This window comes from Streptococcus sp. ZY171113 (assembly GCF_057748235.1).
This window is the reverse complement of record NZ_CM173243.1, coordinates 2178170-2198581: the sequence shown is the minus strand read 5'-3', so window position 1 is coordinate 2198581 and position 20412 is coordinate 2178170. Positions and strand designations below refer to the sequence as shown.

Annotated in this window: 20 protein-coding genes and 1 pseudogene; 13 read left to right on the top strand and 8 right to left on the bottom strand. The window is 49.6% G+C overall.

The genetic code is table 11. The features are described from left to right. Nucleotides 1–33: 33 nt before the first annotated feature. The 9 genes from rpe to adhE all read left to right on the top strand — a co-directional run bounded on the left by rpe (nucleotide 34) and on the right by adhE (nucleotide 9956). Nucleotides 34–693 (top strand): ribulose-phosphate 3-epimerase, encoded by a 660-nt coding sequence (rpe, locus tag AC3ARB_RS10570; RefSeq protein WP_488320501.1) that lies wholly within the window; start codon nucleotides 34–36, stop codon nucleotides 691–693. Beyond that, complete coding sequence (locus AC3ARB_RS10565; RefSeq protein ID WP_488320500.1) at nucleotides 686–1318, top strand: thiamine diphosphokinase; 633 nt, start codon at nucleotides 686–688, stop codon at nucleotides 1316–1318. Before rpe ends, AC3ARB_RS10565 begins: the two co-directional genes overlap by 8 nt. A 2-nt stretch (nucleotides 1319–1320) precedes the next feature. Continuing rightward, nucleotides 1321–2595 (top strand): DNA recombination protein RmuC, encoded by a 1275-nt coding sequence (locus AC3ARB_RS10560; RefSeq protein ID WP_488320499.1) that lies wholly within the window; start codon nucleotides 1321–1323, stop codon nucleotides 2593–2595. Then, nucleotides 2582–3529 carry a 3'-5' exoribonuclease YhaM family protein gene (locus AC3ARB_RS10555; protein WP_488320498.1) on the top strand — a complete coding sequence of 316 codons (948 nt, stop codon included), beginning with the start codon at nucleotides 2582–2584 and terminating at the stop codon, nucleotides 3527–3529. The genes AC3ARB_RS10560 and AC3ARB_RS10555 overlap by 14 nt, the downstream gene beginning before the upstream one ends. Nucleotides 3530–3623: 94 nt before the next feature. Continuing rightward, nucleotides 3624–4445, top strand: coding sequence for a pur operon repressor (purR, locus tag AC3ARB_RS10550; protein WP_488320497.1), 822 nt, complete (start codon nucleotides 3624–3626; stop codon nucleotides 4443–4445). A gap of 21 nt (nucleotides 4446–4466) precedes the next feature. Beyond that, entirely contained in the window at nucleotides 4467–4904 is a 438-nt protein-coding gene (locus AC3ARB_RS10545) for a low molecular weight protein-tyrosine-phosphatase (RefSeq protein ID WP_488320496.1), read from the top strand. Beyond that, nucleotides 4871–5269, top strand: a complete 399-nt coding sequence (locus tag AC3ARB_RS10540; protein ID WP_488320495.1) for a hypothetical protein — start codon at nucleotides 4871–4873, stop codon at nucleotides 5267–5269. The genes AC3ARB_RS10545 and AC3ARB_RS10540 overlap by 34 nt, the downstream gene beginning before the upstream one ends. Continuing rightward, nucleotides 5266–7053, top strand: coding sequence for an acyltransferase family protein (locus tag AC3ARB_RS10535; RefSeq protein WP_488320494.1), 1788 nt, complete (start codon nucleotides 5266–5268; stop codon nucleotides 7051–7053). Before AC3ARB_RS10540 ends, AC3ARB_RS10535 begins: the two co-directional genes overlap by 4 nt. Before the next feature lie 254 nt (nucleotides 7054–7307). Further along, nucleotides 7308–9956, top strand: a complete 2649-nt coding sequence (gene adhE, locus AC3ARB_RS10530; protein ID WP_488320493.1) for a bifunctional acetaldehyde-CoA/alcohol dehydrogenase — start codon at nucleotides 7308–7310, stop codon at nucleotides 9954–9956. A 111-nt stretch (nucleotides 9957–10067) separates the two neighbouring features. Here adhE and AC3ARB_RS10525 read toward each other — a convergent pair whose 3' ends face one another. Next, entirely contained in the window at nucleotides 10068–10247 is a 180-nt protein-coding gene (locus AC3ARB_RS10525) for a hypothetical protein (protein ID WP_488320492.1), read from the bottom strand. A 512-nt stretch (nucleotides 10248–10759) separates the two neighbouring features. Between AC3ARB_RS10525 and brnQ the strand changes: the two genes are divergently transcribed. Beyond that, on the top strand, nucleotides 10760–12085 hold the full coding sequence (gene brnQ, locus AC3ARB_RS10520; RefSeq protein WP_488320491.1) for a branched-chain amino acid transport system II carrier protein: 1326 nt from the start codon (nucleotides 10760–10762) through the stop codon (nucleotides 12083–12085). A 130-nt stretch (nucleotides 12086–12215) separates the two neighbouring features. Here brnQ and AC3ARB_RS10515 read toward each other — a convergent pair whose 3' ends face one another. The 4 genes and pseudogenes from AC3ARB_RS10515 to AC3ARB_RS10500 form a co-directional block, all read right to left on the bottom strand. Then, nucleotides 12216–12500, bottom strand: coding sequence for a type III toxin-antitoxin system ToxN/AbiQ family toxin (locus AC3ARB_RS10515; protein WP_488320490.1), 285 nt, complete (start codon nucleotides 12498–12500; stop codon nucleotides 12216–12218). A gap of 12 nt (nucleotides 12501–12512) precedes the next feature. Continuing rightward, entirely contained in the window at nucleotides 12513–13070 is a 558-nt protein-coding gene (locus AC3ARB_RS10510) for a DUF6036 family nucleotidyltransferase (RefSeq protein ID WP_488320489.1), read from the bottom strand. Then, nucleotides 13063–13347 (bottom strand): hypothetical protein, encoded by a 285-nt coding sequence (locus AC3ARB_RS10505; protein ID WP_488320488.1) that lies wholly within the window; start codon nucleotides 13345–13347, stop codon nucleotides 13063–13065. The genes AC3ARB_RS10510 and AC3ARB_RS10505 overlap by 8 nt, the downstream gene beginning before the upstream one ends. Nucleotides 13348–13822: 475 nt before the next feature. Next, nucleotides 13823–13978: pseudogene (locus tag AC3ARB_RS10500) on the bottom strand (ISAs1 family transposase); the annotation flags it as partial. Here AC3ARB_RS10500 and AC3ARB_RS10495 point away from each other — a divergent pair. The 3 genes from AC3ARB_RS10495 to AC3ARB_RS10485 all read left to right on the top strand — a co-directional run bounded on the left by AC3ARB_RS10495 (nucleotide 13950) and on the right by AC3ARB_RS10485 (nucleotide 17362). Next, nucleotides 13950–14324, top strand: a complete 375-nt coding sequence (locus tag AC3ARB_RS10495; protein ID WP_488320487.1) for a branched-chain amino acid transport system II carrier protein — start codon at nucleotides 13950–13952, stop codon at nucleotides 14322–14324. The pseudogene AC3ARB_RS10500 and the gene AC3ARB_RS10495 sit on opposite strands and share 29 nt — an antisense overlap. Before the next feature lie 160 nt (nucleotides 14325–14484). After that, entirely contained in the window at nucleotides 14485–15729 is a 1245-nt protein-coding gene (locus tag AC3ARB_RS10490; protein WP_488320486.1) for a hypothetical protein, read from the top strand. Between the two features lie 358 nt (nucleotides 15730–16087). Beyond that, nucleotides 16088–17362, top strand: a complete 1275-nt coding sequence (locus tag AC3ARB_RS10485; RefSeq protein ID WP_488320485.1) for a uracil-xanthine permease family protein — start codon at nucleotides 16088–16090, stop codon at nucleotides 17360–17362. A 471-nt stretch (nucleotides 17363–17833) separates the two neighbouring features. Here AC3ARB_RS10485 and AC3ARB_RS10480 read toward each other — a convergent pair whose 3' ends face one another. The 3 genes from AC3ARB_RS10480 to AC3ARB_RS10470 are packed head-to-tail and all read right to left on the bottom strand — an operon-like array spanning nucleotide 17834 to nucleotide 20317. Beyond that, nucleotides 17834–18523: an NAD(P)H-dependent oxidoreductase gene (locus AC3ARB_RS10480; protein ID WP_488320484.1), complete on the bottom strand. Its 690-nt coding sequence runs from the start codon at nucleotides 18521–18523 to the stop codon at nucleotides 17834–17836. A gap of 13 nt (nucleotides 18524–18536) precedes the next feature. Then, nucleotides 18537–19184 (bottom strand): pyroglutamyl-peptidase I, encoded by a 648-nt coding sequence (gene pcp, locus AC3ARB_RS10475; RefSeq protein ID WP_488320483.1) that lies wholly within the window; start codon nucleotides 19182–19184, stop codon nucleotides 18537–18539. After that, nucleotides 19181–20317 carry an N-acetyldiaminopimelate deacetylase gene (locus AC3ARB_RS10470; protein WP_488320482.1) on the bottom strand — a complete coding sequence of 379 codons (1137 nt, stop codon included), beginning with the start codon at nucleotides 20315–20317 and terminating at the stop codon, nucleotides 19181–19183. Before AC3ARB_RS10470 ends, pcp begins: the two co-directional genes overlap by 4 nt. Nucleotides 20318–20412 lie beyond the last annotated feature (95 nt).

The following is a 20412-nucleotide window of genomic DNA, read 5'->3' as shown; positions in this document are numbered from 1 at the left end:
TTATCACAAAATAGTTATAGAAAGAGGTTCCCCATGTTCCAAGATAAGATTGCTCCATCTATTCTGGCTGCTGACTACGCCAATTTTGCTGCCGAACTCAAGCGGATTGAAGCGACTGACGCCGAGTATGTCCACATTGACATCATGGACGGCCAGTTTGTGCCCAACATCAGTTTTGGTGCGGATGTGGTGGCTAGCTTGCGTAAGCACAGCAAGCTGGTCTTTGACGTCCACCTCATGGTTGTTAACCCTGAGCGGTACGTGGAGGCCTATGCCCAAGCTGGGGCGGACATGATGACCATCCACACCGAGAGCACCCCCCACATCCACGGGGCCCTGCAAAAAATCAAGGCCGCTGGCCTCAAGGCTGGCGTGGTCATCAACCCAGGAACCCCTGTCGAGGCCCTCTACCCTGTTCTGGAGCTGGTGGACCAGGTCTTGATCATGACCGTTAACCCAGGTTTCGGTGGCCAGGCCTTTATCCCTGAGACCCTGACCAAGGTGACCGCCGTGGCCCAGGAGCGGGACCGCCGTGGCTTGACCTTCGACATTCAGGTGGACGGGGGCATCGACGACACCACTATCGGCCAGGCCAAGGCCGCTGGGGCCAATGTCTTCGTGGCTGGCTCCTACCTCTTCAAGGGAGACCTGACCGAGCGGGTTGCCCGCCTGCGTGAGGCCCTCCATGCCTAGGGTGGCCGTCTGCCTGGGCGGCGATCTCAAACCCTTTGCGACTGCCTACGACCATTATGTGGGCGTAGACCGTGCTTGCCTTTTCCTTTTGGACCATGGGCTGGCGCTGGACATGGCAGTTGGGGATTTTGACTCCGTTAGCCCAGAGGAGCTGGCGACCATCAGAGACCGGGCTGGCGCCTTTCACCAAGCCCAGCCAGAAAAGAACGACACGGATGCCGAATTGGCCCTCAAATTGATTTTTGAGCGGTGGCCAGAGGCCCAAGTGACCATCTACGGCGGTTTCGGTGGCCGACTAGACCACCAGCTGTCCAACGTTTTCCTGCCTAGTGACCCAGACCTGGCTCCCTACATGAGCCAATTTGTTCTGCGAGATGAGACCAACCTGGTTCAATTCTTCCCAGCAGGAACTCATCTGGTCAGTCAGGAAGCTGGTATGACCTATATCGCCTTTATGCCGTCAGACCAGGGGGAGTTGACCATCTTGGACGCCAAATACCCTTTGACGCGCAGCAATTTTTTCCAAAAGAAAATCTACTCCAGCAATGAGTTTGTGGGCCAGACCATTAGCTTTAGCCTGTCTGAGGGCTATGCGGTGGTCATCCAATCCAGAGACGGGAGGTAAGCATGGAGATTCTTATCTTAATGTTGGTTCTGGCCTGTCTGGTGCTCTTGGTCGTCCTCTTGTGGCGGCAGGGTCAGCAGGAGGCCAGGCTCAATCAAGCTTTGGAAGACCAGGCTGATGCCCTATCCGACCAGCTGACCTACCTGATGGAGGTGGCGGGTAAGAACCAGTCGCTGGCTTTGCAAGAGCAAGTCAGCCGTTTGCAGACCGAGTTTTACAACCAGTCCAGCGACCTGCGGGATGTCCTTTATGAGAACCTGACCGCCAACCGTCACCAGACCGACCAACGCTTGGAGGCGGTGCAGGGCAGCCTGGCTGCAGCCGTCAAGGATATGCAGGCCTCCAATGAAAAACGCCTGGAAGACATGCGACAGACCGTGGCTGAAAAATTAGACCAGACCCTCAACCAACGCTTGCAGACCTCCTTTGAGACGGTGTCTAAGCAGCTGGAGAGTGTCAACCAGGGCCTTGGCGAGATGAAATCCGTGGCCCGTGATGTGGGCAGCCTCAACCGTGTCCTGTCAGCCAGCAAGACCCGAGGCATTCTGGGCGAATTGCAGCTGGGGCAGATTGTCGAGGACATGCTGGCCCCTAGCCAATATGAGCGGGAATTCGCCACCGTGTCAGGCTCCAGCGAGCGGGTGGAGTACGCCATCAAGCTACCAGGAGCCAGCTCCGACCAGCCAGTCTACCTGCCTGTCGATTCCAAGTTTCCGCTGGATGATTATTATCGCTTGGAGGAGGCCTACGAGCTGGGAGACCGAGAGGCCATTGACCGCTACCGCAAGGCACTCTTGGCCAGCGTCAAACGCTTTGCCAAGGACATTCAGACCAAGTACCTCAACCCGCCTGAGACCACCCAGTTTGGGATTCTCTTCCTGCCGACGGAAGGACTCTACGCTGAAGTGGTTCGCCAGCCAGCCTTCTTTGATGGACTGAGGCGAGATGAACAGGTCTTGGTGGCTGGGCCATCAACCCTGTCTGCCCTGCTCAATTCCCTATCGGTGGGCTTTAAGACCCTCAACATCCAGAAAAATGCGGATGACATCAGCAAGGTTTTAGGCAATGTCAAGACCGAGTTTGGCAAGTTCTCTGGCCTGCTCAGCAAGGCCCAGAAGCAGCTCAACACGGCTAGTCGAACCCTGGACAGTGTTCTGACCACCAGGACCAATGCCATTGTTCGAGCCCTGTCAACCATCGAAAACTACCAAGACCAGGACACCCAGCTCCTGCTCAATTTGCCCTTAGAAGACGAGGACACCCATGACCAAGATTAACCAAATGAAGAAGGACGAGATTTTTGCAGGCTTTTACCTGCTTAAATCTGCCGAAGTCCGCAAAACCAGAGCAGGCAAGGATTATATTGCCCTAACCCTGCAAGACGATACGGGAGAAATCAGCGGCAACCTCTGGGATGCCCAGCCCCATAACATCGAGACCTTTATCGCAGGCCGAGTGGTCAAGGCTAAGGGTCGTCGTGAGGTTTACAACGGCACGCCCCAGGTCAACCAGCTGGTCATGCGGCTACCCCAGGAGGGGGAGCCCAACGACCCGGCCGACTTCAAGGAGAAGCCGCCTGTTGATGCGGCGGACGTCAAGGACTATCTGGAGCAGATGCTCTTCAAGATTGAGAACGCCACCTGGCAGCGGATTGTCCGAGCCCTCTACCGCAAGTACAACAAGGAGTTCTTCACCTTCCCGGCCGCCAAGACCAACCACCACGCCTTCGAGGCTGGCCTGGCCTACCATACGGCGACTATGGTGAAATTGGCTGACGCCATTGGGGACATTTACCCAGAGCTCAACAAGAGCCTGCTCTATGCGGGTGTCATGTTGCACGACCTGGCCAAGGTCATCGAGCTGACAGGCCCTGACAACACCGAATACACCATCCGAGGCAACCTGATTGGCCACATTGCCCTGGTCAATGAAGAAATCACTAAAATCATCAGCGAACTCAACATCGACGAGACCAAGGAAGACGTCATCGTCCTCCGCCACGTCCTCCTCAGCCACCACGGCCAGCTGGAGTATGGCAGCCCTGTCCGTCCCAAAATCATGGAGGCGGAAATCCTCCACATGATTGACAACATTGATGCCGAGATGATGATGATGACCACGGCCCTCAATCGCGTAGCCCCTGGCGAGATGACAGCTAAAATCTTTGCCATGGACAACCGTTCCTTCTACAAGCCAAAATTTAATCAATAAAATCAGCGAAACGAGCATTTTTTAAGTATAAATGTTCGTTTTTTTCTTGGGTCTGTGCTATAATGATAGAAAAGAATAAGAAGGTGGTAAACACATGAAACTTAAACGTAGTGAACGCATGGTAGTTATTTCCAACTACCTCCTCAACAACCCTTATAAGCTGACAGGGCTTAACACCTTTGCTGAGCAATACCAAGCGGCCAAATCGTCTATTTCAGAGGACATTTCCATCATCAAACGGGCCTTTGAGAGCAGCGGTGTTGGTGAGGTTGAAACCGTAACAGGTGCAGCTGGTGGCGTGATTTTCACTCCGACCATTTCCAAAGAGGAATCCTTGGCAACAGCGACAGAACTTTGCGAACGCCTGTCTGAGAGCAATCGGATTTTGCCAGGGGGTTACCTCTACCTGTCTGACCTCCTTAGCACCCCTCGCATGTTGAAGAACGTGGGACGGATTATCGCTCACGCCTTCAAGGGTGAGAAAATTGATGCGGTCATGACCGTGGCGACCAAGGGAGTGCCTCTGGCCAATGCTGTCGCCAACGTCCTTAATGTGCCTTTTGTCATCGTTCGTCGTGACCTCAAGATTACTGAAGGATCAACCGTCAGCGTCAACTATGCCAGTGGTTCTAGCGGTGACCGCATCGAAAAAATGTTCTTGTCTAAACGGAGCTTGGCCCCAAACAGCCGTGTTCTGATTGTGGACGACTTCTTAAAAGGTGGTGGCACCATTTCTGGTATGGCCAGCCTTTTGCAGGAATTTGATTCGACCCTGGTTGGTGTGGCTGTCTTTGCCAACAATAGTCAAGAACCCAAACGGGCTAGTTTTGAGTACAAATCCCTTTTGAATGTCTCAGAGATTGACGTGGCAACCAACCGAGTGACGGTTGAGTTGGGAAATATTTTTGAAGATTAACAAGAAAGTGTAGGCAAGTCTATGGCTAAAATCGCTTTTGTCTGTTTGGGCAACATATGCCGCAGTCCAATGGCTGAGGTTGTCATGAGGCATTTGGCCAAGGATCAAGATCTGGAGGTGGTTAGCCGAGCGACCTCAAACTGGGAACATGGCAACCCAATCCATCATGGCACTCAGGCTATCTTAAAGCAATATGGCCTGGCCTATGATGGGGCAAAAACCTCTCAACAGATTAAGCTCGATGAGCTGGCTGATTTTGACCTGATTATCGGCATGGACCAGCAGAATGTCAAGGACCTTAAAGCCCTGTCTGCTGGCCGTTACGATGATAAAATCCACCTCTTTTGTGAGGGGGGTGTGCCCGACCCGTGGTACACTGGGGATTTTGAAGAAACCTACCAGATAGTAACAAGGGGGTGTGACGAGTGGCTAAACGAGATTGGCAGCCGTTTTTATTAAAGGAACGGTGGCAGCTGGAACTCTTGTCTGGTGCGGTAGTAGCCTTATTGGCGGTATCCGTCATTGGGGTGGCTTTGCCACAGGACAAACAGCTGAGCTATGATGGTGGTAAGTTAGTTTATAAAGGTGCGGTCAAGAGCAACCGCATGACGGGCCGTGGCCAGTTGGTCTATGACAATGGTGACCGCTATGAAGGTGACTTTGTCAACGGGGTTTTCAATGGTCAAGGGACCTTTACCTCTCATCAAGGTTGGCGTTATGAGGGGGACTTCAAGGACGGTAAACCGCATGGGACTGGGAAACTGGTGACAACCAATCAGGTGGTCTACCAAGGGACATTTAAGCAAGGAGTCTATCAAGAATGAAGATAAAATGGTTTTCTTTAATCAGGCTCTTTGGCCTAGCCTTGGTCTTGTGTTACCATTTTTATAAAACCTCCCTACCAGGTGGTTTTATCGGGGTTGATATTTTCTTCACCTTTTCAGGGTATCTAGTGACTGCCCTCTTTATTGACGAATACGCTAGAACTGGTCAGATTGACTTGCTGAGCTTTGCTAGACGCCGTCTTTATCGTATTTTACCGCCCCTGGTTTTGATGGTTCTTTTGGTAATGCCGCTGACCCTCTTGGTCAAACGTGATTTTGTAGCGGATATTGGTCATCAGATTGCCGCTGTTTTCGGCTTTACGACTAATATCTACGAACTGCTGACAGGAGGAAACTACGAAAGCCAGTTTATCCCTCATCTGTTCTTGCATACCTGGAGTTTGGCCATTGAGGTGCAGTTTTACCTGGTTTGGGGGCTAGTGTTGTCCTTCTTTTCTCGGAAACCCCTGAACGTTGGGCAGTTTCGGGGCCTCATCTTTTTCCTCTCAGCGGTCTTGTTTGGCTTGACCTTTTTGGGTCTATTCGTGACATCTTTTTTCACGACTAATTATTCCAGCCTCTACTTCTCCAGCTTTTTCAGAAGTTCCTCTCTCTTTTTAGGCAGTTTCTTTGCTACCTTGACAGGGGTTGAATACACGGTCAAGCGATTCAGGAAAAATGTTCAGCAATGGCCGCTCAGACAGGTTTTAGCTACTCTCGGTCTCAGTGTGAGTTTGCTGGTCTTTCTGGCCTTGTCCCTAGCTTTTGATCAGTTAGTGACCTACCTGTTTGGCTTTGCTTTGACCAGTTTGTTCACAGGCTTGCTCATTTACAGCCTGCGTGTTCTGCACGATAAACTGCCAGGGGTTGGTGAACCAGCCCTCATCGGTCACCTAGCTGATTTGAGTTATGGAATCTACCTCTTTCATTGGCCCCTGTTTGTTATTTTTACCCCTCTCATGCCCAAGTCACTTGCGGTCGGGCTAACCCTTTTTCTGTCAGTTCTTTTGGCGGCGGTGTCATTTTACCTCATCGAACCTTGGTTGAAAAAAGGGACGGCAACAGTTTTTGGGCTGGTTCTGCCAGCTCCAAGGGACAAACGGGTGTCCTTTGGGATTTTAGGAACCTTACTTGCCATCACCTTGGGCATTTCGGTGACGGCTCCTCGTCTCAGTCCATTTGAGACAACCCTCCTTGTCAATGGTCTCCATCAGGCCAATCGTAGCATCACCCAGACCCATAATCTCTTGGTCGGTGATGTTGATGCGGTGAATAGTGTTTTGATTTTAGGGGATTCGGTGACCCTCAATTCGAGCCAGGCCCTGGGAACTCTTTTACCAGAAGCGGAATTGGATGCTGCCATTAGTCGGAACTTTATCACTGCCTTTGAGACCTTCCAAAACCGTCTTGACAATGACGCACTGGCTAAGACGGTCGTGCTAGCAGTTGGGGTCAATTCGGTCTATAATTATGAAGCTGAAATTCAACCTTTTATTGATGACCTTCCAAACGGTCATCGCTTGGTTATCGTGACTCCCTATAATACAGCTGACAGCCGTGTTCCTGGTATGCGGGACTATGAACTCAGTTTGGAAAAATCTTACCCCTATCTCAAGGTTGCTGACTGGTACCGTGCAGCAGCAGATACACCTGAGATTTGGGCTGGCACAGACGGCGTTCACTTCTCAAGTAGCAATACTAAGGGTGCAGAGCTCTATGCCAAAACTATTCGAGAAGCCATTGTTGCAGTGGCTAAAAAACCTGCTAAAGGGGATAAAAACTAGAACGTTAGGGCAGCAGTCCTAACGTTTCCTTGTTTGAAAATGTTTATTTTTTTGAAATTCCTCTTGCAAAAACTGCTCATCTGGTGTAAAATAGATTTGCAACCGTTTTCTGAATGGATTAAAATTTTTTGAAAAAAATGTAAAAAATTTCTTGTGAAACTATTTACAAATACAAAAAATTAGTCTATAATGAGAATGTAATAAAAATTGTGAAAAAATTAACAAATCTTGTTAATGGCACATAGGAGGATAATATGGCTGAAAAATCAGTTAAACCAGAAGACAAATTGCTCGAAGCCCGTGCTCATGTTGATGAGTTGGTGCAAAAAGGTTTAGTGGCTCTTGAAGAGTTCAGAAAGCTCAACCAAGAGCAGGTGGACTACATTGTGGCCAAGGCTTCAGTTGCAGCCCTGGACGCACACGGTATCTTGGCCCAGCACGCGGTTGATGAAACCAAACGTGGTGTCTTTGAAGACAAGGCAACTAAAAACCTCTTTGCCTGTGAGCACGTGGTTAACAACATGCGTCACACTAAGACCGTTGGTATTATCGAAGATGATGAAGTCGCTGGTTTGACCTATATCGCCGAGCCAGTTGGTGTGGTTTGTGGTGTTACCCCAACAACCAACCCAACATCAACAGCCATCTTTAAGGCTTTGATTTCCCTCAAAACCCGTAACCCAATCGTTTTTGCCTTCCACCCATCAGCCCAAGAGTCATCAGCTCATGCTGCTCGTATCGTTCGTGATGCAGCCGTCGCTGCTGGTGCTCCTGAAAACTGTGTGCAGTGGATTACCAAACCATCTATGGAAGCAACCAACGAACTCATGAAGCACGATGGTATCGCCACTATCTTGGCGACCGGTGGTAACGCCATGGTGCGTGCGGCCTACTCATGCGGTAAGCCAGCTCTGGGTGTAGGTGCTGGTAACGTGCCAGCCTATGTGGAAAAAACAGCTAACATCCGTCAGGCAGCTCATGACATCGTCATGTCTAAATCCTTTGACAACGGGATGGTCTGTGCTTCTGAGCAAGCTGCCATCGTTGACAAGGAAGTTTACGACGAGTTTGTGTCAGAACTCAAGAGCTACCACACTTACTTTGTTAACAAGAAAGAAAAAGCCCTCTTGGAAGAATTCTGCTTTGGCGTAAAAGCTAACAGCAAGAACTGTGCAGAAGGCAAGCTCAATGCCGACATCGTTGGTCGTCCAGCAGCCTGGATTGCTGAGCAAGCTGGTTTCAGCGTGCCAGAAGGCACCAACATCTTGGCGGCTGAAGTGTCTGAAATTGGTGAAAAAGAGCCACTCACTCGCGAAAAACTCTCACCAGTTATTGCGGTGCTCAAGGTTGAAGACACCGAAGCTGGTCTCGAAGCTGCCCGCCAAATGGTTGAATTCCACGGTCTTGGTCACTCTGCAGCCATCCACACCAACAATACTGAGCTGGCTAAAGAGTTCGGTACTCGTGTTAAAGCCATCCGTGTGATCTGGAACTCACCATCAACTTTCGGTGGTATCGGTGACGTTTACAACTCCTTCCTGCCATCATTGACCCTGGGCTGTGGTTCTTACGGTCGCAACTCTGTTGGTGACAACGTGAGTGCAGTGAACCTCTTGAACATCAAAAAAGTAGGAAGACGGAGAAACAATATGCAATGGTTCAAAGTACCATCAAAAATCTACTTCGAGCGTGACTCTATCCAGTACCTGCAAAAATGCCGTGACGTTGAGCGTGTCATGATCGTTACCGACGAAGCAATGGTTCGCCTTGGCTTTGTTCAACGCATCATTGAGCAATTGGAATTGCGGAGCAACAAGGTGCTCTACTCAATCTTCTCAGACGTTGAGCCAGATCCAGACATCACAACTGTTGAACGCGGTGCCAGCCTGATGCGTGAATTCAAGCCAGACACCATCATTGCCCTCGGTGGTGGGTCACCAATGGATGCGGCCAAAATCATGTGGCTCATGTATGAGCGTCCAGACATCGACTTCCGTGACCTGGTTCAGAAATTCCTTGACATCCGCAAACGTGCCTTCAAATTCCCATCATTGGGTGACAAGGCTAAGTTCATCGCCATCCCAACCACATCTGGTACTGGTTCAGAGGTGACACCATTCGCGGTTATCTCTGACAAGAAAAACAACCGCAAGTACCCAATCGCTGACTACGCTTTGACCCCAACTGTGGCCATCGTTGACCCAGCTTTGGTACTGACTGTTCCAGACTTTGTTACTGCCGATACGGGTATGGACGTCTTGACTCACGCGACAGAAGCCTATGTGTCAACCGTTGCCAACGACTACACCGACGGTTTGGCTCTTCAAGCCATCAAGATTGTCTTTGAATACCTGGAGCGTTCTGTGAAAGAAGCTGACTTTGAGTCACGCGAGAAAATGCACAACGCCTCAACCATCGCTGGTATGGCCTTCGCTAACGCCTTCCTGGGTATTTCCCACTCAATGGCCCACAAGATTGGTGGTCGCTTCCACACCGTTCACGGCCGTACCAACGCCATCCTCTTGCCATACGTTATCCGTTACAACGGTACCCGTCCAGCCAAGACTTCAACATGGCCTAAGTACAACTACTACCGTGCAGATGAGAAGTACCAAGACATCGCTCGCATGCTGGGCTTGCCAGCGTCAACCCCAGAAGAAGCGGTTGAGTCTTACGCTAAAGCCGTTTACGAATTGGGTGAACGCATCGGTATCAAGATGAGCCTCAAAGACCAAGGTGTTGATGAGAAAGAACTCAAAGAATACTCTCGTGAATTGGCCCTTCTTGCCTACGAGGATCAATGTACCCCAGCCAACCCACGCTTGGCCATGGTTGACCACATGCAAGAAATCATCGAAGACGCCTACTATGGCTACAAAGAGCGTCCAGGCCGTCGCAAGTAATTTAGACTAGTCTCCCTTTGATTGATAAGCAAAAGCAACTGGACGTGTTCCAGTTGCTTTTTTGCTTGTGTAGAGTTGACGCTCAGCTGGCGTGTTCAGAATGAGCTGTCGCTACTCACCATCCCTGAAAAAATAGTAGTTAAAGATGATGATAAAGCCCAGAAGGGCAAAGCCTGCCTTGAAGAGGAGCGTGAGGCGGTTTTCTGGGGTGGCAAAGGTCTGGTAGATGTCTGCAAAGTAGAGCAGAAATTCTGCCAGAACCAGGCCTAGGACGACTTTAATTTTTTTCATGAGTGTGACCTCCCTTTTTTGATTTGCGATTTTATTATAGCTAATTTAATCGCTTTAATCAAAGAAAAAGCGGTGTTAGCGGTTGGATTCATTGCTGAGTGCAGCTGTTTTTTATCAGATGATATAGGGAATAGGGACTAGCTAACGGCCATAGTGCGGAGGTCATCAGCGGAGGTGTGAGCTCCTTGTTGGCTTGGTGGTTGAGCTGGCCAAGATGGTTCAGGGGTTCTGCTCTGCCATTTCCCGAACAATAACCAAAAAAATCACAAAAAGTCTTGTCAGCGGGCTGGTTTTGAGGTATAATAATAACACTATGAGCAAGGAGCGTCCCATGAAACCAATCAACATGCACGTGGTGGTCATCGTCATCTAAGTTAGGGCTATACGATTTTCGTAGAGTCCTATTCGTGCATGTTGAGAATGGGACAGACAAGAACGTGAGCTACCCATTCTCGTGGGTGGCTCTTTTCTTATGGTAAATCTGTTTGAGGTTGATAGGAAAGGAGAAACATATGAAAACCTTACAGAAAAAAGATTATTTGACCATCGGGTCCATGCTTTTCGGCATCATGTTTGGGGCGGGCAACCTGATTTTCCCTGTCCACATGGGTCAGGAGGCGGGGAGCCAGCTCTGGCCAGCCACCTTGGGCTTCTTAGTCTCAGCCATCGGCCTGCCCTTCCTGGGTATCGTGGCTATGGCCCTGTCCGAGAGCAAGAGCGTTTACCAGCTGGCTGCCAAGGTTAACCCTGGCTACGGCAAGCTCTTCACCGTCCTGCTCTATCTGGTGATTGGCCCCTTTTTCGCCATCCCACGCCTGGCGACCACGTCCTTTCAGATTGGTCTGGTGCCTTTCGTGCCTGAGAGCCAGCAAACCCTGGCCTTGGCCCTCTACTCCCTGGCCTTCTTTGCCCTGGCCTGGCTCCTGTCCCAAAAGGCTGAGAAGCTCTTGGGCTATGTGGGTAAGGTCCTCAACCCGATTTTCCTGACGGTCCTAGGGGTCCTCTTGGCCTTTACGGTTTTTAGCCCTATGGGAAATAGCGGAGCTGGCATGGTGCAAGAGGCCTACGCCACCAATGCCTTTGCCAAGGGGGTCTTGGAGGGCTACAACACCCTGGATGTTCTGGCAGCCTTGGCCTTTGCCATCCTGGTCATCTCAGCTCTCAAGAGTTTGGGTGTGACCGAGCCTCGACAGATGGCCAAGGACATGGTCAAATCAGGTCTCATCAGTATGGTCATTATGGCGGTCATCTATGCCCTCCTGGCCTACGCAGGGGCGACCAGCCTGGGTCAGTTTGAGCTCAGTGCCAACGGTGGTATCGCCCTGGCTCAAATCGCTGGTCACTATCTAGGCACAGCGGGTAATGTCCTTTTGGCTTTAATCGTTTTCTTTGGCTGTTTCAAGACGGCTGTCGGTCTCTTGACGGCCTTTGCGGAAACCTTTGCGGAGATGTTTCCAAGCGTGTCCTACAAAACCTTCCTGGCGGTGGCCACCCTCTTCCCAGCCCTCTTTGCCAATGTGGGTCTGACCAACATCATCGCCTACTCCATCCCAGTCCTCATGTTCATCTACCCGCTGGCCATCGTCTTGGTGCTGCTGGGTCTCTGTGACAAGTTTCTGGCGGGTCGTCAGGGCATTTATTTCTGGGTGACGGCCTTTACCCTCCTGCCAGCCCTCTTGGACGGCCTGGCAGCCTCGCCTTGGGCCAGCCTGCCAGCGGTTGCTGGTCTGGTCAGCTTTGGTCACGGCCTTTTGCCCTTCTCAGGTCTAGGCATGGGCTGGCTCTTGCCAGCAGGTCTGGGTCTCTTGGTCGGTTTGGCGATGACTAAGAAAGGCTAGGTCAGCCCTCTTGATGACCTTGTCTTTACCTAGGAAATATCACCATTAACACCAAAGCCCTCACTAGGTTTATCATCCTAATGAGGGCTTTGGCCTTAAAAGTCTGTCACTTCTTGTCTCACAAGTCCTTTTATAAGGTGTGCATCTCTTTCTCCAATAAAACATAATCACAATGAAATTGAGAAATTTTAGATCCTTTACGGACAGTGCTGGTATAAACTCTTTCAGCGTTTTTTCGAATTCTATCTTGATGAGATTTACAAAATTGATGTTGTTTATAAAAAAGAAACTGATAATTGAGGTTCAATTCACTAAAATTTATGGGAACTATATATCTGTTTACACTAACCACAAGATGTAGTATTTCGACAACATCAAAAAAGGCGACTTCCAAACTAGGAAATCGCCTTTTCATCTGCTCTAACCATCAATAATATCTTCTCAGTTTATCCTGATTTTCTTTGAAAAACTCTTCTAGCCAGTCCAGACCATAGGCATAACTGAAACCTTCTAGGAGAACGGAGAAATCAATGCTATCAAATCCCATTTTCTTCAAGCCATCAAAGGTATTAAATGGCGAATGGAAGTGTTTATATTTGATGATTGCTCCAATATCTTTCAAATCCTGCTCTCTTGTGCTGACCATCTTCATACCCAAGACGTATTCAATTGGAGCAACTAAAACAGTTAAGTTTTCGAATGAATATAGGGTCTCACACAAATGTAATGGTGGCTGTCTGTTCATGTTTGCCACATTATTATTGAGCCATAGTTCTTGGTCAGTATTCAAATTAAAGCGTTGCCCTACACGAGCAATAATTTCGTTGATTTTCTGACTTTCTTCATAAAAAGCATCTACATCTTGTGTAGCTCGCAAACCATGATACTCTAAAACATAACCACCAACACAAATAATGGATAAATGAAGATTGGCTTGAGACAACTCTTGGTTCAAGGCTTCAAAAACAGGTTTCATTTTATCCATGTCTGTATTTCTCCATCAATTTTTGAACATTGGTTAATTTGGCTGGTTTATTTAAGGAAACCACATATTCATGAGTTGGTGTATGCTCTTGTATAGCATATTTCAAACTAACCTTTTGAAAATCTGTTAGTTCTTTAGAAGCTAATAACTTTTCGACATCTTCGTCCGTCAAATAAGAATGGTCTTCAAAAATAACTTTTCGCAAATAGCGAAACCAGTGACTAGCATTAAAACGTGATTGTTTTGATGCATTTATCATATAGTCATACCAGTCCATATTGCTCTCCTCAATTCCTTCTTTTTCTTAATTTCTTATATTCTTTAGGATTATAATTTAGTGCTTGTTGTAGTTTCAAATCAAAATTGGAAAACTCTAACTCATCTTTCTAAAACGGAATCTCAGGCATTCGGAACTGAAACTTTTTATAAAAGAAGGTATTGAATTCATTTCATAAAAACGAATGTCATCGTAAAAAAAGTTCATCTTAACTCCTTAAACAGAAAAAGGTTGGAGAACCCAACCTTAAGGCTCACATTTGGGATATAGGCAGTGAATCACCTCAGTTAAGGCTCACATTTGGGATATAGGTAGTGAATCACCTCGATAGTGATATTATACCTTAAAAAAAGCCAGAGGTCAAGGAGTTGCCAGACTTATCCACGCCGTACGCATGAAAAGTTTCTCTGTTCTTTTTTGAGCCCTAAAAGAATTTTTGAAAAGTGGAGAATACCGCCTGTCCATTCGTTAAGCTCTATTTTCCAAATAATTGGGGCAAATAATCCTCCAAATGGACAGCAATATAGCCTTGTTTGCGACGGTAACTGAGCTCTTTCTTGGAATATGCCATGACCTTTAAACAATAGAGACAGATTTTCCGAATGGCATTGAGATTAAAGGCCATCCTCTTCCCAGCCCTCTTTGCCAATGTGGGCCTGACCAACATCATCGCCTACTCCATCCCAGTCCTCATGTTCATCTACCCGCTGGCCATCGTCTTGGTGCTTCTAGGTCTCTGTGACAAGTTTCTGGTGGGTCGTCAGGGCATTTACTTCTGGGTGACGGCCTTTACCCTCCTGCCAGCCCTCTTGGACGGTCTGGCAGCCTCGCCTTGGGCTAGCCTGCCAGCGGTTGCTGGTCTGGTCAGCTTTGGTCACGGCCTTTTGCCCTTCTCAGGTCTAGGCATGGGCTGGCTCTTGCCAGCAGGTCTGGGTCTCTTGGTCGGTTTGGTGATGACTAAGCGAGAAGTAAGTTGAAAATGAGCAGTTTTTGCCCTTAAAATCAGTTAATTTAAGAAAATATCAAGAAATTGTGATAAAAATTCTTGACATCAAAAACTGATAATGATACAATTAAAACGTAAGTATTGCTTAGGCAGTATAATACAGAATATTTTCTATATAGAGGAGAACTTTCATGAAAAAATCTTTCATCACTCTTGCGACAGTAGCTACACTTGTTGCAGCTGGTGCTCAGATTGTTGCTGCTGACGCAGCTAGCAACGTTGAACTTGCGAAAAGTGTTGTTGTTCCAAAAACACCTAGCACTGCTTTCGTATTGAACAAAAACTTTGTTGAAGCTGACGCTGCTTACAAATTGGCAGCAAACGGTGGTACTAACAACAACGGTCAAGATGTCCTTGGTGTTGCTGGTGCTAAAAAAGCTCTTACAAAAGAAGAAGCTGCTTTGGAAACTGCTAACACTGCCTTGACTGCAGCTGGTGAAGCTAAAACAAAAGCACTTAAAACAACAACTGAAACTGAAGATGCTAATATTGCAGCTAAAGAAGCTAATGTAAAAACTATTACTGACGCTATTAAAGCTGAGCAAGACGCTATTGCGAAGTTTGAAGATGCTAAACGTCTTTTGAACTTGAACTCTGGTATTAACAGTGTTGAACGTGGTGCACAAATCGAAGCTTTGGATGCTGACATCGCCACTGCTAACGCTAAAATTGCTGCCTACAACACAGCTTTGGCGACTGCTAACACAGCTTTGGAAGATGCAAAAGTAGCTAAAGCTGAAGCTTTGGCTAAAACAGCTGCTGAAGAAGATGCTAAAATCAAAACAGCTCAAGACGCTGTAGCTGCTGCTGCTAAGAAAGTTGCAGATGCTAAGGCTGCTCTTGCTGACTGGACAACTGCTGAAGCTCAGTTGAAAGCAGAACTTGAAGATGCTCGTTTGGCTTTGATCAAAAACGGTTTGACTAACGACCAAATCAAGAAATTGGTTGACCAAGCTCAAGCTGAAGTAAAAGCTGAAACAGTTTCTGTTACTCGTCTTTACAACCCATCAACTGGTTTCCACTGGTTCACTACAGATGCAGGTCGTGCATCAAGCCTGCGTTCTTCTGGCTGGAACCTTGAAGGTGTTGCATTCGTAACTCCTGCAACTGGTACTCCTGTTTACGCTGTAACTAGCCCTTCAGGTTACAACCACTTCACTGCCAACATGGAAGAAATCAATGGTCTTGTAGCTAAAGGCTGGACTAAAGGCGAGATTGTATTCTACACTGCTTCAGAAGGTGTATCTGTTAAACGTCTTTACAACCCTAACACTGGTAACCACCACTTTACTGCTAATGCAGAAGAAGCTGCTGGTCTTGTTGCTAAAGGTTGGAACAACGAAGGTCACGCTTACTACGTAACTTCATTGAAATAATCACGTCTAGTGACTTTCACTCATTAACGAGAAAGAATCCAGCTGTCCTTGGACAGCTGGTTTTTTTGTGGCTTGGTTTTTGGAAAAAACAAACTTTTTTTCAAAAACCCCTTGCCATTTTTCTAAAAACTGTGTATAATGGTCAAGAAATAAGGACTTTTAAGGAGAGACAGAGAGCTTTCCAAGGGACTTCGACAGGGATTTGTCCAGCCTACTAGTGGCGATGGCCACAAGGTAAGCTGAACAAGTCGGCAAACAGGAAAAGGTGTTTTTCCGCACGCTCGAATATCCAGAGTCTCGTTTCAGATTACCGAGGCTCTTTTTTTGCAAAAAGAGCCCGTTGACAAAAGGAGGCCGTATGGCAGAAAAAACATTGTTGTTTGATATTCACGAGAGCCCAGAGCTGGGCAAAGGCCTGTTGCTGAGTGTTCAGCACGTCTTTGCCATGTTCGGGGCGACCATCCTGGTGCCCTTGCTCTTGGGCATGTCGGTATCGACCGCCCTCTTAGCATCGGGTATCGGCACCCTGATTTACATGGTGTCCACTCGCTTTAGCGTGCCAGTTTACCTGGGCTCGTCCTTTGCCTACATCTCAGCCATGGGCTTTGCCAAGGAGCAGATGGGCGGTGACATCTCGGCAGCTCAGACAGGGATTATCCTGGTTGGTTTGATTTATGTTTTGGTGGCCCTCTTGGTGGGCAAGGTGGGGACGGCCTGGATTGACCGGCTCCTGCCACCTGTGGTGATTGGTCCCATGATCATCGTTATCGGTCTGGGTCTGGCAGGCACAGCGGTTAACAGTGCTGGTTTTGTCAAGGACGGCGACTGGCGTAACATGCTGGTGGCTGGGGTCAGCTTTATGATTGCGGTCCTGGTTCAGACCAAGGGCAAGGGCTTTGCCAAGGTTATTCCCTTCCTGATTGCCATTGCGGGCGGTTATGTGGTCGCGGCTCTCTTGGGCCTGGTTGACTTCACGCCAGTTAAGGAAGCGGCCTGGTTCGCCCTGCCGACCATCAGCCTGCCCTTTGCGACTGGGGTTGCAGGTTGGGGTCAGTACAAGCTCTACTTGGGTCCAGAAGCGCTAGCCATTCTCCCAATCGCCATCGTCACCATCGCTGAGCACATCGGCGACCACATGGTGCTGGGCGAGATTACGGGTCGCAACTTCCTCAAAACGCCAGGTTTGAACAGGACCCTGGTGGGTGACGGGGTGGCGACGGCCGTGTCGGCCTTTATCGGTGGCCCTGCCAACACCACCTACGGTGAGAACACGGGTGTTATCGGCATGACCCGCATCGCCAGCGTGTCGGTGATTCGCAACGCGGCCTTTATCGCCATTGGCCTCAGTTTCTGTGCCAAGTTCACGGCTTTGATTTCGACCATTCCGACAGCGGTTCTGGGTGGCATGTCCATCCTCCTCTACGGGGTTATCGCCAGCAACGGCCTCAAGGTTCTGATTAAGTCTAAGGTTAACTTCGGTGCTTCCCGCAACCTGGTTATCGCGTCAGCCATGCTGGTGCTTGGTCTGGGTGGTGCCGTCCTCCAGCTGGGCTCTAGCCTGGTGATTTCAGGGACTGCCCTGTCCGCCCTGGTGGGTGTCCTCCTCAACCTGGTCCTGCCCAAAGAAGATTAAGAACCTGTATTCAGATCTCAGCCTTCACCTGACAGGCTAGTTTTGGCTCACTCTTTGTCACATTTTTTGGCAATACGGACAGTATTTCTGCAAAAATGTTTCTCGATTGCACCAAAACTAGCCTAGTCAATCAAATACTTCGATTGTGAATACAGGTTCTAACATTTGCCCCAGCCTTGCTGGGGTTTTCTTTTGGGAAATGGCAGAGCAACAGGAGCTGGTTTCATCAGGCTGAGCTTGTTTCTCTGCTTAGCGATGACCAAAAGAAAAAAGGAGTGCTTGCTCCTGCGATTGAAGAAAATTGTCCAAAATAGACATTTTCTTCACTCTTTTTTCTGTTGTAAAAAACAGAAAAACCCTTAAAAACGCTATAAATTCAGCAGTTTTAAGAGTTGATGCAGGGTGAGGTTAACAAGCTGTGTGTGCTATTTTTCCATCGTTGTCTATGTTCAGAGGAGGGATTGCCACTTTCTAGGCCTGATCTGTGAGCCAGGCGACCACCTCTGAGCGAGGTTTGCGGGTTTTTGGGTGCTTGGGGTCTCGCAGGCGGTAACCGACTGACAGCAGGCAGACCACCGCCTCCTTGGCTGGGTCGATGTAACCTGCCTCGGCCATGATGGCGTTGAGCCGGTCAAAGTGGAAGCCCTCGATTGGGCAGGTATCCAGCCCCATCAGGGCAGCAGCAGTCATCATGGTTCCCATGGCGATGTAGGTTTGCTTGGCTGTCCAGTCCAGGAGAGCCCGCGGGTTGTCAGCTATGGCCATATCTCGCTCCTGAAAGGCTTGATAGAGGCTTAGGCGGCTGGCCAGATCTTCCTCCGACGTCAGGCCACGGCGAATCAAGCTCTGGTGGATGCTCTGGCTATCGTAGCGGGCGTTTTTCTCAGCCACCAAGAAAATCATGTGGCTAGCCGTGTCAAACTGGGGCTGAGCACCCCAAGAAACCGCCTTGAGGTCGGCTTTAAGCTGGGCATCCAAAGCCTTGTTATCGGCCACTAGGAATCGCCAACCCTCAAGCCCAACTGATGATGGGCTTTGATGGGCCAAGTCTAGCAACAGTTCCATATCCTCACGGGCCACCTGGCGGTCATCATAGACCCGAACGGCCGTCCGAAAGGCACTGGCTTTCTGCAAGAGTTGGGTGATGGTGGGTGTTGTCATGTCTGTCCTCCTTTTAGTGGGTTGTTCCTGCAACCAAGTGCTTATCGTCCTGTCCCTTGTGGGTAACGATGGTTTCTAGAGCAATCTCGACCCCTCGACAGATGTCCTCTAGGGCCATGGAAGCCGTGTTGGGCTTGTCCACCACCTGTTCTGGCAGGAAGGGAATGTGGAGAAAACCTGCTCGAGTGTCAGGATAGAATTTGTCAGCCAGGTAGAGGACCTGATACATGAGGTGGTTGCAGACGTAAGTCCCAGCCGAATTTGACACCGAGGCGGGCAGGCCAGCTGCCCGAATGGCTGCCACCATGGCCTTGATGGGCAGGGTAGAAAAATAGGCAGCAGGCCCGTCCGCCTGAATGGTCACATCGATGGGTTGCTGACCGTCATTGTCAGGGATACTAGCATCGTCTTGGTTGATGGCTACCCGTTCAGGGGTCAGGCCGAAACGACCGCCTGCCTGGCCGATACAGAGAACCACATCAGGCTGGTAGTCCGCCATGGTCTCAGCCACTACCGTAGCCGACTGATGGAAGGTCACAGGGACTTCCAGACATTTTATCTCAGCTCCAGCCAGGCTGGACGGCAAGCGTCGAATCACTTCCAGGGCTGGGTTGCGGTTTTCACCGCCAAAGGGTTCAAAACCCGTGACTAAAATCTTCATGCTTGACCTCCTAAACGGCTCAACAAAAAGTCACCAACGGCAGATACAGCCAGGGGGATGGCGGCCTCATCAGGGCTCATTTGCGGGTGGTGAAGGGGGTAAGGGGTGTCAACCCCTAACCAGAACATGACACCGGGAACTTGTTGCAGCAGGTAACCAAAATCCTCTCCTGTCATGGCAGGCGGGCAGGCCAGCATATCCACCTGGTCGTGCTGGTCAAAGAAGGTCACGAGGTTTTGGGCCAATTCAGCATCATTCTCCACAGGCAGGTAGCCGCCCTGGTTGAGCTCGATGTCAACGCTCAAACCGAAGGACTGGGCCACCCCCTGAGCCAGCTGACGGACCCGTTCCTGCATGAGCAGGCTGTTTTTCTGGGTCAGGCTGCGGATGGTGCCGTGCAAGAAGGCTGTATCGGCAATGATGTTGTTGGTGGTGCCAGCGGTCATGTGGCCGATGGTCACCACGCCCCCTTCAATGGGATCAACGTTTCGGCTGACCACGGTCTGAACCTGGGTCACAAAGTAGCTGGCCGCCACCAGAGCGTCCCTGGTCTGATGAGGGAAGGCCGCATGGCCGGCCTTGCCGTGGAAGGTGATTTTGATTTCGCAGGTGCCAGCAAAGAGGGTGCCGGTGTTGGTAGCCAACTGCCCAACTGCCAGGTCTGGCCGAACATGGAGGGCATAGAACTCATCTGGCAGCCAGTCGCCAAAGGCACCGTCGTCAAACATGAGCTTGGCCCCAGCCAGGTTCTCCTCGGCTGGCTGGAACAAGATGAGGAGGTTGTTGGCAGGTTGCTGCTCGGCTATTTTTTCCAAAAGCCCCAAAGCAATGGTCATGTGGACATCATGGCCGCAGGCGTGCATCCGCCCCTGGTGCTGGCTGGCAAAGAGCAGGTCGGTCGCCTCAAGGATGGGCAGGCCGTCGATGTCGGTTCGCCAACCGATGGTTTTTTTGGGGGAATGGCCCTGCACAAAAACCAGAATTCCAGTCTGCCAGATCTTGGTCTGGATATAGGGTTTGTCGTTGGTGATTTGGGCGATTAGCTCTAGCAGATAGGCCTGGGTCTTGTGTTCCTCCAGGCCGATTTCAGGGATCTGGTGGAGGTCCCTGCGAATGGCAATCAAATCAAGCATACTAATCCTCTTTCTTTCAGAAACTATGGGTCTATTATAGACCAAACTGGTCTGGCTGGCAAGGGGCAATCCCCTCATCTGACGTCAAAAAAGCC